The 13,370-nt window shown below is 40.0% G+C and carries 11 protein-coding genes; 3 read left to right on the top strand and 8 right to left on the bottom strand.

The genetic code is table 11. From position 1 onward, the window contains the following. Positions 1 to 49: 49 nt before the first annotated feature. Positions 50 to 1,957 carry a metallophosphoesterase gene (locus R1T16_RS00500; protein ID WP_317499095.1) on the top strand — a complete coding sequence of 636 codons (1,908 nt, stop codon included), beginning with the start codon at positions 50 to 52 and terminating at the stop codon, positions 1,955 to 1,957. A gap of 45 nt (positions 1,958 to 2,002) precedes the next feature. Here the strand turns inward: R1T16_RS00500 and R1T16_RS00495 are convergent, their stop codons facing one another. Beyond that, positions 2,003 to 3,073 carry a phosphatidylinositol-specific phospholipase C1-like protein gene (locus R1T16_RS00495; protein ID WP_317499094.1) on the bottom strand — a complete coding sequence of 357 codons (1,071 nt, stop codon included), beginning with the start codon at positions 3,071 to 3,073 and terminating at the stop codon, positions 2,003 to 2,005. Between the two features lie 494 nt (positions 3,074 to 3,567). On the opposite strand from R1T16_RS00495, the gene R1T16_RS00490 reads away from it, so the two are divergent. Together R1T16_RS00490 and R1T16_RS00485 are read left to right on the top strand one after the other, a co-directional pair. After that, positions 3,568 to 6,519: a TonB-dependent receptor gene (locus R1T16_RS00490; protein ID WP_317499654.1), complete on the top strand. Its 2,952-nt coding sequence runs from the start codon at positions 3,568 to 3,570 to the stop codon at positions 6,517 to 6,519. Between the two features lie 3 nt (positions 6,520 to 6,522). Continuing rightward, complete coding sequence (locus tag R1T16_RS00485; RefSeq protein ID WP_317499093.1) at positions 6,523 to 8,307, top strand: RagB/SusD family nutrient uptake outer membrane protein; 1,785 nt, start codon at positions 6,523 to 6,525, stop codon at positions 8,305 to 8,307. Positions 8,308 to 8,722: 415 nt separating this feature from the next. Here R1T16_RS00485 and R1T16_RS00480 read toward each other — a convergent pair whose 3' ends face one another. The 7 genes from R1T16_RS00480 to R1T16_RS00450 all read right to left on the bottom strand — a co-directional run bounded on the left by R1T16_RS00480 (position 8,723) and on the right by R1T16_RS00450 (position 13,370). Beyond that, complete coding sequence (locus tag R1T16_RS00480) at positions 8,723 to 9,397, bottom strand: response regulator transcription factor (RefSeq protein ID WP_317499092.1); 675 nt, start codon at positions 9,395 to 9,397, stop codon at positions 8,723 to 8,725. A gap of 3 nt (positions 9,398 to 9,400) precedes the next feature. Continuing rightward, the gene (locus tag R1T16_RS00475; RefSeq protein WP_317499091.1) at positions 9,401 to 10,165 is read right to left on the bottom strand and encodes a sensor histidine kinase; all 765 of its coding nucleotides are present in this window, start codon (positions 10,163 to 10,165) and stop codon (positions 9,401 to 9,403) included. Further along, positions 10,117 to 10,782 carry a hypothetical protein gene (locus R1T16_RS00470; protein WP_317499090.1) on the bottom strand — a complete coding sequence of 222 codons (666 nt, stop codon included), beginning with the start codon at positions 10,780 to 10,782 and terminating at the stop codon, positions 10,117 to 10,119. The genes R1T16_RS00475 and R1T16_RS00470 overlap by 49 nt, the downstream gene beginning before the upstream one ends. Continuing rightward, positions 10,783 to 11,394, bottom strand: coding sequence for a hypothetical protein (locus R1T16_RS00465; RefSeq protein WP_317499089.1), 612 nt, complete (start codon positions 11,392 to 11,394; stop codon positions 10,783 to 10,785). A 223-nt stretch (positions 11,395 to 11,617) separates the two neighbouring features. Beyond that, complete coding sequence (locus R1T16_RS00460) at positions 11,618 to 11,995, bottom strand: YchJ family protein (protein WP_317499088.1); 378 nt, start codon at positions 11,993 to 11,995, stop codon at positions 11,618 to 11,620. Beyond that, positions 11,995 to 12,579, bottom strand: a complete 585-nt coding sequence (locus R1T16_RS00455) for a chemotaxis protein CheB (RefSeq protein WP_317499087.1) — start codon at positions 12,577 to 12,579, stop codon at positions 11,995 to 11,997. The genes R1T16_RS00460 and R1T16_RS00455 overlap by 1 nt, the downstream gene beginning before the upstream one ends. Beyond that, complete coding sequence (locus R1T16_RS00450; protein ID WP_317499086.1) at positions 12,561 to 13,370, bottom strand: protein-glutamate O-methyltransferase CheR; 810 nt, start codon at positions 13,368 to 13,370, stop codon at positions 12,561 to 12,563. Before R1T16_RS00450 ends, R1T16_RS00455 begins: the two co-directional genes overlap by 19 nt.

The following is a 13,370-nucleotide window of genomic DNA, read 5'->3' as shown; positions in this document are numbered from 1 at the left end:
ATAACATTATCTTTACATAAGTTTTAAGAATTTTGTACTTAAAAAAATAATGAAAAGGATCAACGTCTTTTTTCTACTTTCCCTCCTGACTTTTTTTGCAAACGCACAACATGATACAAAAGGGCTCAGGATTGCCTTTCTCGCCGATGTGCATTTGCAGGATCTCTATGGCAGCCTGAGTGATAACGACTATAAAGGAATTATAAATCCGCAGAATGGTAAACCGGTGCTTATCCGTACCATGGAATCGCAGCTGCACTCTACCAGAATTTTTAACGAAAACTACTTTGCCTTCATTGCAGCGCTAGACGATATAGCAAAACGAGGTATCCATTACGTGGCACTTCCCGGCGATTACACCGACGACGGACAGCCTTTACATTTAAGGGGATTGCGGCGCATATTGTCTGAGTACTCAAAAAAATATGATATCTCCTTTTTTATTACCACAGGCAATCATGACCCTGTAGGCCCTTTTGCCCAGCCTGCCGGAAAAGACGATTTTTTAGGCTTGGGAGGAAAACCGCAGGCAATATTTAGCAACAACGGAATGTTTACCCCTAAACCCGATGGCTTGCCAACCGTTATTACAGCCGATATAGCAAAAATGGGTTACGAAGATATTACTACTTACCTGAAAGATTTTGGCTTCTTCCCAACAGAAAAATATAAATACTGGGCAACGCCTTTTAGCAACTATTCTCACGATGGTTATTCATTTACTGAAGCCAAAAAGCAAAGTGCAATTTCGGGTAGATTTTATGAGGTTGCCCCCGGTTACGCTGTTCCTGATGTTAGTTATGTGGTTGAACCTGTAAATGGCTTGTTGCTTCTTGCCATAGATGGCAATGTTTACATCCCTAAAAAAAATAGCGATGGCACAGTAATTAATCCTAAAAATTATTCGGGTGCCGATTTAGGCTATAACAATGTGCTTTCGCATAAAAAACATCTTATAGCCTGGGTAAAAAAAGTGACTGATGAAGCTAAGAAACAAGGTAAAGTACTTATTGCCTTTAGCCACTACCCTATGGTTGAATTTAACGACGATGCCTCCTCCGAAATTGAATCCCTCATGGGCAAAGGCAAATGGCAGCTTGACCGCATACCTGTAGAAGAAGTTGCAAAGGTCTTTGCCGATGCCGGCATCAAGATACATTTTGGCGGGCATATGCACATTAACGACACGGGGGTCAGAAAAACCGAAAAAGGCAATACTATCGTGAATATACAAACACCATCATTAGCTGCTTACATTCCCGCTTATAAACTGCTAACGATTAAAAATAATGAAGAGCTGGAGATTGAAACTGTCATAATAAATAACGTTATGCGTTATAATGAGCTGTTTGATTTATATAAGGAAGAATACAACTACCTGACATCTCAAAATAGCAAAGACATTTGGAATAAAGATATCCTCAATACAAAAAGCTATCACGAGTTCACTGATTTTCATTTGAAGGAGCTGGTAAGGCTTCGCTTTCTACCAGACGACTGGCCGTTAGGGTTCAGGACATTTTTATCAGGCCTATCAGGAAAAGATTTACTGTTGCTTTCTGCTATGAAAACTACAGAGTCTTTTGAAAACGTTATGAATAACAAACATGGATTTAAGGCTGAATGGGATCAGGCATCAAAAAAGGCAAAATTACTCCTGAAAAAAAGTAATCTTGAACTATCTGATTTTGAAAAATGGAAAGGTATAGACCTTATTACCGATTTTTACCGTATTCGCAGTGCTGACAGGCTGGCAATTAATGACATCGGTACAAAACGCATTGCTGCCTATGAATTTCTTATAAAATCATTTACAGTGAAGAAGCAGACAGCAGATGCTACCCAAAAAAATTTGCAATTGTTCTTTACCATACTAAGTAAATTTTTAAATGGCGCACCGGCAGGACATTTTGAGGTAAACCTTACATCGGGCGAAGTAATAAACAGGGATAAATAAAAATAGGGCATCAATTTGATGCCCAATTTTGTAATTGTAACCTAACTAATTTGTTCCGTTAACAGGATTCGTTCTTACATACTTACCATCTTCAAATTTAATCTGGTAAGTAGATTTAAATAATTTGCTCGGCTGGTAATAATCGGTAGTAATTATTTGCGCACCTGATTTTTTAGCCAGTTCAAAAAGGCTGTAGTCATTCATACGAGCCTGAACCGTATTAAGGTCGGCACGGGTACGGATGATATATCCTTTCTTAACAAGATCGGTAATATCGATATCCTTATCAGACTCATTCCTGAACATCGCAGCAGCTTCGGGAGTTCCCGGTTTGGCATTTACAAATGCCACTCGACCCTTTAACGACGGATGCCCCTCTACATACATCTTCATCTTGTTCTTGCTGTCGTCAAGCAAAAAGAAAAATTTACCCTTTGCATTTTTCAGCGTAGGCCAGTTGCCTTTAAGCACAGCTTCTTCAAGGGTTGCATATTTTCCCCGTACCATATCTGGTGTAATAAGCTTATCATTACCAAGGTTAGCTCGTATTGCCGCATCAGCTTCATCAAAAAGCTGAGGTGTAAATGGCTCAGGAGTAGTACCAAACTGGTTTGTATACCCATCTTTAGGCTCTAAAGTGATAAATACAGGAATGTGTCCCGGGTGTTCGTCAGACCATTTTTTAAGCATTTGAAGGCAGCCTTCAAACGTAAGCACAGAGCTCCTGAAATCCACATCTACCATGTGTATGATCTTGAACCCAGGTTTATTCATTTCGCCATTTGGGTCATACGCTTTATCTGGTTTTGCAAGTTCAAGGCCTTTTGGGTGGGCATACTTACCTCCTTTACTGTCGGCATAAATATCGATCTCAAGATTGCGAAGCCCCATATTAAGCTGGTCTGTGATTGCAACGTGCTCATACTGCACCCCGGCTATGGCAGAATCTTTTTCATAGATAACCTTATACAGTGCCGGCTCAATAGCTGTTTTATAACTATTGTGAGAACCTATAACCTGCAATTGGTTAAGCTTTAAGTTATTGTCCTGGGCATTTGCCTGCATAAAAGACAAGGCAGACAGGATAACCGTACATAACGGCGTAAATGATTTCATAATGTAGCTGTTTTTTTGATGGTGAAGTGCGTGAACCTTTGATATACCTCAATTTTAGGTATGGTTGCAAATGTAAATGCAGCGGGTTAATTTTTTGTTACTACAAAAAAAACAAACCAGAAACTCTGTGTAAGCTTTATGTAAACCCGGTATTTCGAAACCGTTTTAGCTGTTACATCAATTAATTTAAACATAACCTTCACGAAAAACGTTTTGGGCTTTCATTGCCTTATTTCGCAATCAATATTTAACACTTTTTTACGGAAAACCGTAATCAGGATTTAGATACCAAAAAACTGAAATCCAAATTAACAATAAAGCCGCAGCTGCGCCAACAGCTACGGCCAATTAAGCATCGTGAAACCAATAACTTAAATTCAATGAATTTTAAAAGTACAAATTCTAAACTAAAAAATCTTTGCTTTTTAGTTCCGGCTGTACTCTCCCTTCAAACGGGGTACAGTGCCGCAAACCTGCAACCGGACTATAAGGCAATGAAAAATTCGCTTTTAGCCAGCGCCATGCAACAGCAGCAGGTCGTAAAAGGAAAAGTGCAGGACGAACTGGGTATGCCCCTTCCGGGAGCTACCATCATAGAAGAGGGAACTGCAAACAGTGTAGTTACCGATATTGATGGTAACTTTGAGATTATGGTTGCCAAAGGCAAAACACTAAACATTATTTATGTAGGCTACAAAATGCAATCGGTAGTAGTAACAGGCAGCTCTATTGCTGTAAAACTGCTTCCTGACGCATCTGAACTTAAGGAAGTAATGGTTGTGGGGTATGGTAAACAATCTAAAAAAGATGTTACCGGAGCAGTAACGCAGCTTAATGAAGAGCAGTTCAGGCAGGGTGTAAATACATCTGCAGATCAGCTTCTTCAAGGTAAAGTTGCTGGTGTACGTGTTGTACAAACCAGCGGTGAACCCGGTGCAGGTGTAAACGTTACCATCCGTGGGGTTGGTTCCATCAGGAGCGGAAGTACACCCCTGTTTGTTGTAGACGGTGTGCCATTATCTAACGACGATGTAAGCCCAAGTGGAACTAACGTAGGTTTTGGTGCTTCTGCCGCTAAAAACCCGCTTAACTTCTTAAATACAAGTGATATTGAGTCTATATCTGTACTTAAAGACGCTTCTGCTGCTGCCATATATGGAGCAAGGGGATCTAACGGTGTTGTTATCGTTACCACTAAAAAAGGACGCACAGGAAAAGCCACTTTTACTGCCGATTCTTATTTAGGCTTCTCTACCCTTGCACACAAACTGGATCTACTTAATGCCAAAGAATACAGGGAAGCTATTAAAGACCCTGCTTTTGACCACGGCGGAAATACTGATTGGCAAGATGTAATCTTTAGAAACGCTGTTACTAAAAACAATGCGTTATCGTATGCTAAACAAACAACTACAGGTAACTATTACGTTTCGGTTTCTCAAATGGACCAGGAAGGTATTGTTAACCAGAGTAACTTTAAGCGTACTACTGCAAGGATTAATGCTGCCGAATCGTTCTTAGACGATCAGCGCCTTAAGATAAAAGTGAACCTTACAGCGAGTGAGACTAAAGATAACGGTGTTCCTACCAGTGATGATGGTGGATCTAACGGACAGCTTATTATCCACACGCTTATGGCAAACCCAACGCGTAATGTGTTTAACCCTGACGGTAGTTACACCAACTTTAACATGAATGCCCACTATAACCCCGCTTACCTTCTTAGCATCTACGAAGATGAAACAAGAACATTAAGGGTTTTAGGTAACATGGAAACATCGTTCAGGCTGGCTAAAGGCCTTGAATACAAACTGAACTTAGGTATAGACCGTACTATGGCCGAAAGGAATACTACCATATATCCTAATATTACCGACCTTACGCCTAAAGGAAGATACGTGCAGAACAACCTTGAGTCTAAAAACTCTCTAGTTGAGCATTACGTAACGTATAACCTTCCGTCAGAAAAACATAAGCTTGAAGTATTGGGTGGTTTCTCTTATCAGAAATTTGAAAGATCTGGAAACGCATTCAGCGTAGATAATATCGCCGACAGAAGCGTAGGTGTATCTCCTGAAAACAATCCTGCATTTGCAGGTGTACAATCGGGGGTTTCAGGTTTTGCTCAGATAAACGAGCTTCAGTCATACTTCGGAAGGGCTAATTACTCGTTTGATGGTAAATACCTGCTTACAGCATCGATAAGGGCAGACGGTTCAACACGTTTTGGTGAAAACAATAAATATGGTTATTTTCCGTCTTTTGCGGGAGGATGGAACATTTCTCAGGAAGATTTCCTTAAAGAATCTACGGTAGTTAATTCATTAAAACTTCGCGGCAGCTGGGGTCAAACCGGTAACCAGGAGGTACCTAACAAAATTACCAAACCAAGTTATACTCTGGCTCCGGGAGAAGGTTATTACCTGTATGATGACCTGAACCTTGTAAATGGAGTAAGAATAGACAGGACGGCATTCCCTAATCTTAAATGGGAAGTTGTAACACAGTTTAACGTTGGTCTTGATTTTAGCTTGTTTAACGACAGACTTTATGGTACTGTAGATTACTTTAACAAGACTACTACAGATGCGATCCTGAATATCATATCTCCGGTTCTTAGCCCTACACCAGATATCTGGGTTAACATGGACGGAAAAATCGTGAATAAAGGTCTTGAATTTATGGTTGGAGGAAAAATTATAGACAATCAGGACTTTACATGGGCTATGGATGTTAACGGTGCTACACTTAACAATAAGATAGAAGATCTTCCGGTATCAGAAATATTGTCAGGAACAATCTCAGGTCCGGGACAATCGGGTGTAACTGCAAACATTTACAAAAGCGGCTATTCGGCGGGCTCATTCTATCTTCCTAAGCACATAGGTTTTGATGAGAACGGTGCAGATGTTTACCAGGACAAAAATGGTGATGGAGTTATCGATAATTCAGACCGTTATATTATAGAGAGTGCAATACCTAAATTCTCTTACGGCATCAATACATCATTCCGTTACAAGAATTTTGACCTTGCATTATCGTTCATTGGCCAGACTGGCGGCTATCTGCTAAACAATACAGGACTTAACGCCCTTAACATAAACAACCTTGCGTCAGACAGGAACGTGCTATCAGATTATTATGATTCCGGTGCCAACCCTGCCAACTCTCCAAAGATATCAACACTATATCTTGAAAAATCAGACTTTATACGTCTTAATACCGCTCGTATAGGTTACAACTTCAGGCCTGAAAATATCAAATGGCTTCAGGGGATAACATTCTACATTACAGGGCAAAACCTGTTTACAATTACAAACTACAGTGGTTTCGATCCGTTAATCAACAGCCCTAAAGCTAACGGCGGTAACCAATCTATAGGTATCGACTACTCAAGCTACCCTACTGCCAGAACTTTCATTTTTGGTACAACTCTTAAATTTTAATCCATGAAATTCAAAACAATATTCAAAAAGAAAATTATAATCACTGCGTGTGCTGCACTTGCTTTAGCGGGTTGTACAAACCTTGATGAAACAATTCTGGATGCTGTTCCCGGCGAGGAATCTTCTGATGCGGCTGCGGCGCTTGCTGCTGCTTACGACCGTTTAGGCGACAGGACTTTTACAGATAACGGAGGTATGATTGCCATGCAGGAATACAGCAGTGATATCGCCCTGCTGCCTACACGCGGAAGCGACTGGGGAGACGGCGGCAAATGGCGTGCAATGCACGAATTTACATGGGCTCCTGACAACGCTGTTATAACAGACAACTGGACCCTGCTTACTAACGGTATTACGCGCTCGCTAACTGCAATACGTACTATAGAAGCAAGCACCGATCCTCAAAAAGCGCTATTTCTTGCTGAAGCAAAAGTACTTTTAGCATTCTATACGTATACTACGCTTGATCTTTACGGACAGGCTCCTTACAAAGATCCTTCTGTAGCAAATGCGCCATTGGTTATCCTTAAGGCAGATACAGCAATTGATGACGTTATTAAAAATGTTGAAGCTGCTTTACCTGATCTTGCAGAATTAGGTACACAGAGAACCCACAATGGAAGGGTTACTAAAGAAGCTGCTTATGCAATGCTTGCACAAATGTATCTTAACCGTGCGGTTTATAAAGACCGTTACAATGCATCGTCTAACTTTAACTTTAATGAGCCTGCGGTAGATGGTAATGGCACAGATATGGACAAAGTTATCTCTTATTCTAACCTTCTTATCAACTCAGGTAAATTTAGCCTTGCAAGCAACTATTTTGATAGCTTCTCTATCAACAATGATGGTGCAAAAGAACTAATATTTGCCATTACACAAAAAATTGATAAACTGCGTGACGGTGATAACGACTTAGCATATATGTCGGTAGAGCGTAACCAGAGAGTATCTGCAGGTAACAGAGGTACAAACGGATCTTGTATCACTCCTGAGTTTTATGCCAGCTGGGATGGCAATCACGATGACCCAAGGTTCCAGAGGCATTACCAATATGCTGATGGTACATGGTTTATGAACGATGGGACTACGCTTAGTGTTCCTGCTACAGATATGGTACCGGGCACTACCTCTCCATGGTTCCATTTTAACAGAGGTATCCAGTTTGGACAACAGTATGGACCTAAACTTGCAGCAGCAGGTGGTTTTGAAAAAACTGCTGACGGAAGGATAAAAGTATCGGCACTTGTATGCGAAAAGAGTACTACAACACCAATGGACTTTACTCCTGCCCTTAACTTTGACAATCCTACACAGTCGGTACTTGCACAAAACCAGATCAATCGTGGTGCGCGATGCTTTAAATTTGAGTTTGACCCAGGAGATGGTGCAAACAACGGTACAAGTAAAGTTGATATCCCACTTTTCCGTTTAGGAGGTATCTATACGATGAGAGCTGAGGCTTACCTTCGTAAAGGTGAAACAGGCCTTGCCCTTGCAGATGTTAACATTTTACGTACGAGCAGAACACGTGAAAGCCTTTTTGGCAGCGTACCTGGTACTCCTATTGCTGCTATAAGCGCAGATGTACTTTATAAAGAAATAGGTTTTGAAATGTACTGGGAAATGTGGAGACGTCCTCAAATGGTGCGTTTTGGTAAATTAGATCTTGCTCTGCCAGAATCTGCTAAACCTGCTACACCTCCGTACAAAAGGATATTCCCTATACCTCAGGGAGTTTTAGATGTAACTAAAGGTTTTACCCAAAACACGGGTTATGTAAACTAATATACAATAGCATACAATGCAACAGGGCGGCCAGATTTGGCCGCCCTTTTATTTTGCCCTTTAAGACCGATAAAAAAACAATAATTTAATTGCATAAAAAAAGGAGCAGCGGCTTACTACCACGCTGCTCCAACATCTAATAAATCATACTGTAACCAGTGCAGACCTAAAATATAATCTTTAAAAAACAGGCAGGTTATAGTGAACGTGTAGGGGGATACAACATTGCAATATTTTTTATGGGGGCTAAAAAACATCTGATAACCTGCCTGGTTTCTATTCAGTAAATTTCAATACTAAGTAACAGTTCCTTATTTGTTACAGGGCAAATATCAGCACATTTAGAAGTTTGGCACAGGTAGAAATTACCTGTTTTACTAAATCAGGTAATTTTACACAGTGAAAAGGAATATGATTATATAACGGGAAGTTCGTCTACTTTAATGATACCCTGCTGGATAGCAAAAATAACAAGCCCGGCTATGTTCTTAGCGCCGGTTTTTGCAAAGAGATTGTTTTTGTGCCCTTCGGCGGTACGCTGGGTAATAAACAGCTGGTCGCCTATCTCTTTAGCCGTTTTTTGCTGACAGATAAGCTTAAGTACATCTATTTCGCGATCTGATAACAGCTCTTCATCCTGCAATACGGGTCTTGGCGCCTTTGCCGGGATCTGTTCCCTTAACGTTTCCAGCTGATCGTCTTTAAAATAATAGCCCTGCTTATCTACAATACGTATTATATCTACCAGCTGTACCGGAGATATACCCTTTGGCAAAAAGGCAGATACACCTGTTTTAAGCATAAAGCCCATAAACATTTTCTGGTAGTGCGATGATATTACAATAACCTTAATTTCAGGATAACGATCTTTAAGCTGTTGGGTAACTTCAATACCATCCATGCCTGCCATCTTAAGGTCAAGCAGTACAATTTTAGGGAGGGTTTGAGCGGTGGTTAGCGAGTCAAGCAGTTCTTCTCCGCTATTTGCCGTAAAAAGAACATCTATGCCTTCTATGCTTTGCAGGTAGCCCTGTAATAAGCTTACTATTAAAGCATCATCATCTGTAATGGTTATTGTAATGTTATCCATTTTTTATAAGGGGGGATTTATAATCGTGGCTATAATGGTTGTTGTTCCTTTACCCGGCACAGATTTTACTTTGTGCGATGCATTAAGGTACTGCATCCTGAGTTCCATATTGCTAAGACCAAGGCCTTTTTTAAGCAGTGAGGTATCAAAACCTTTACCGTTGTCTTTAACAGCCAACGTAAAGTATCTATCGCTATAACGTAAATGTACACTCACAGCTTTTGCCTGTGCATGCTTATTAATATTTACTATAAGCTCCTGTACTACGCGTATTACCTGAATTTTAGCTTCAGAAGGAAGGTCTTGACTATTGGTCACATCTTTTTTATAGTTCATCTCAAACTTATCTCTCCATGGAGCAAGAATATCCTCTATCAGTTCATCAATTCGGGAGTATCCCAGTAAAGGCGGTGTAAGGTCGTGCGATATTCTTCTTGCTTCAGTAATGCTTTCTTCCAGCATAGTGTCAAGTTCAGTCAGGGTTACCCCTATCTGGCTTTTCATCTTTACTACTACGAGCTTGCCTATAAGGCTGTCGTGCAGGTCGCCGGCAACACGCATACGCTCCTTTTCCTGAGCATATAAGTTGGTTTCAAGCAGTTTCTTCTGGTGGTCCAATAGCAGTTGGGTTTCGCGCAGGTTAGCCTCCGTCATGCGTTTATAGCCAGCATGCAGAATCTTTACCACAAAAAAGAGAAGGGTAACAATAAAAACAATTATTATCGCGATCCAGAAGGCAATAACTTGCGGGTCCTGCCATTTTTCCATATCTGGCTAATTAAATAAGAATTAAATAGAGTCACGCTAGACAAAATGCCAAGCCAAAACCAAAACCCTATAGTTTCATTAATAATAAAATTGTAAGGCAGGAAGAACAGCATATTAATAGAAAAGAAAGCCAATATTACTGCATTCAGTCTAAAATTATCCCATTTTGATTCTTTGAAAATATTAATTTTCTCATGGAAAAAAGTTAGCGAAAGCAGGATAATAGTAAAATTATCTACAACCTTAGCATAGGTTTGAAACTCTTTTATGCTTCTGATTTCAAACACGTAAATTTCCCACAATATGTATATAACTGCTAAAAATACTATAAATAAAATTAATTTATGCTTTGCCTTAAATAAGTGTTTGTAATAAAAATAGGCCAACATAACTAATTCAAGAATACTGTATACAAGTAAAACTATTAAATTATTATGATAATAATCGCCAATTATTCTGCCCGAAATTTCAGTGAAAAGCATTGCCAAAAGATAATAGGCAATGCTTTTATGTATACTGTCTAAAGTTTTACGAAAATAAAAAGCAATTAAAATCCCTCCTAATAGCAAAACAGGAGTTAAATAACTTAATATATCATAAATTTTTACGAATTGCATCTATACCTGTGGCAAAAGAGAAAATTCATTTTGAGACATTGCAGATGTTCCAAAAGGTGGTACAGATCTTGTAAAATCATCATATACCAATTGTTTACCCGCGCCGTTTATAACAATAAGGTCAGCATCAAAGTTTACTTGTGCCGATGCGCTTTGCTTAAGTCCAAGACTAAGCACAACCGTACCGTCTTTATGCTCAAAATCGATGTTAGATATATTAAAAGCCTGAAACAAGCCGTATGTAGTGTTATCAACTTGTGCAGGAACCCACTCGGTATAATGCTCTTTCCACGCCTTCATCCTTGCTTCAGCTTCCTTAGAAGGTATTTCGTGGCTTCCACCGCTTATATTTTTTACAACAAGGCATACAGTTGTGTACTGGTCTATCACATCAACGTATTCTTCTTTATCATAAGCCGAAGGAACCATGAAAAAATAAAGTACATCTTCTAACACACCTGCATAAGCATGAATAAATTCTGATGTTTCGGCATATTTAGGATAAGGGAAGGCAAAACAATCGCCCTGTTCAAAGTAAGTAAGTACTTTTCCGCTGTCCTGTCGGTTTCTTGCCCAGTTGTCAATGGCCTGTTTAATTTGGTTTGATGTCATAATTATTATTTAAAGATTGGTAAAAACGATTTTAACAAATTTAACATTTTTCCGCAGACAGCAAAATCGCTCTGCAACAATTTATAATTATTAAATTGTTTAATGTTTTCGGGTGTTAATGCTGTTTTACTATCGTTATGCAAACATACACTATTGCATAAAAAAAGGATGCATAGCATCCCTTTTTTAACATATTTACAATTTAACTACTGTATTTACAACATTAATACTGCCCGTCCACATAATACCATTTTTCTTCCTCTTTTTTAAATGTAGATTTTTCATGATGCACCCTGGCCGTTAACTTTTCGTCGAGGTAATATGCTTTAAATTCTACTGTATTTTCTGCGGCGTTCAGCACTTCCAGTTTAAGCCACTGGTTGCTTTCTGCCCAGTCTAAAATGGCGGCTTTGCTGTGACGCCTGCGTTCTTTAGGCGCAGTTGTTTCATAAAGATAATCAGCATTATGAATTGCATAGGCACTATAGCGCGAACGCATCAATGCTTCGGCTGTAGGCACTTTTTGACTCCCGGAAATATAAGGATGGCAGCAGTTTGAAAATGATTTACCTGACCCGCAATAACAAGCAATTTGTTCCATTAGCGATTCATGTTGGTAATAAATTGGTGTATACCGTCTACGTCGAGCACATAGTGCGGATTTGTATTAGAGATGGCGTTGCTTGGCATAAATGGCATTTGCGCTGTTTCTGGCAGCTGCACAATTACAGTGCCTCCTGCATTTTGTACGGCAAGCAATCCTTCTGTACCATCTGCATTTGCGCCGGAAAGCAGTATTGCCGCAAGTCCAGGGCCGTATACTTCGGCTGCCGACTCAAACGAAACATCAATGCTTGGCCTGCTGTAGTTTATTTTCTCTGAAGTATCCAGAGATAGTGTATTATCTGCCTCAAAAAGCAGGTGATAATCAGATGGCGCTATATACATAAATCCGGGAAGTAAAGCCGTCTTATCCTCTACATCCATTACAGGGATACTTGTTTTATAAGAAATGAGTTCCTCAAGTGTAGAATCTTCGGCATTCTTTCTGTGCAATACCAATACGATTGCAAATGACGGCAGGATATCAAGTCCAGGAAGAAGTTCCATAAGCACTTCAAGGCTTCCCGCAGATCCGCCTATTATAAGTACTTTGTACCTGTTTGCTATTCTTTCTTTTTCCATATCTTATCCTTGTTGTGCTGCGTGTAGGTTTTTTGCAGCGAAGAAAATTTAAGCGTTTCCTTGGTGCCTAATGCAAGATAGCCCAGCTTGGCAAGGCTGTCATCAAAAAGCGTAAAGGCGCGGTCCTGAAGCTCTTTATCAAAGTAAATAAGCACGTTCCTGCAAAGTATAAGGTCAAACTCGTTAAACGACCCGTCCGATACCAGGCTGTGTTCTGAAAAAACCATTTTTGCGGTAAAATCGCTGCCGAATTTGGCAAACCCATAGTTAGCCGTATAATAATCTGAAAAATCTTTTTTCCCTCCGGAAATCCTGTAATTTTCAGAATATTGTTTCATCATCTGCAACGGAAAGATTCCCTTTTTTGCAGTCTGCAGCACAAGCGGATTTATATCTGTAGCATACATAAGTGATTTATGAAGCAGGTTGGCTTCCTGTAAAAGTATGGCCATAGAATATACTTCTTCACCCGATGCGCATCCGGCATGCCATATCCTTATAAAAGGCTTGGTTGCCAGCACCGGAATGATCTCTTCCCTCAGCACCTTATAAAATAAAGGATCGCGGAACATCTCGGTTACATTTACCGTGATCTCCTCAATCATGCGTTTAAAATATTCAGGTTCAGTTCTTACCCTGCTCAGCATTTCGCCAACGCTCTTAAAACCATCCAGCTGGTAGAGGCGGTCTACTCTCCTTTTTAAAGAAGCCCTGGAGTAACCGCTAAAATCAAAACCGTGGTATTCAAACACGTCATTTATCAACAACTCAAGTTCACGGTCATTTATCAT

This window comes from Flavobacterium sp. DG1-102-2, assembly GCF_033042555.1.
Lineage (GTDB): Bacteria > Bacteroidota > Bacteroidia > Flavobacteriales > Flavobacteriaceae > Flavobacterium.
This window is presented reverse-complemented; position numbering and strand designations above follow the sequence as displayed.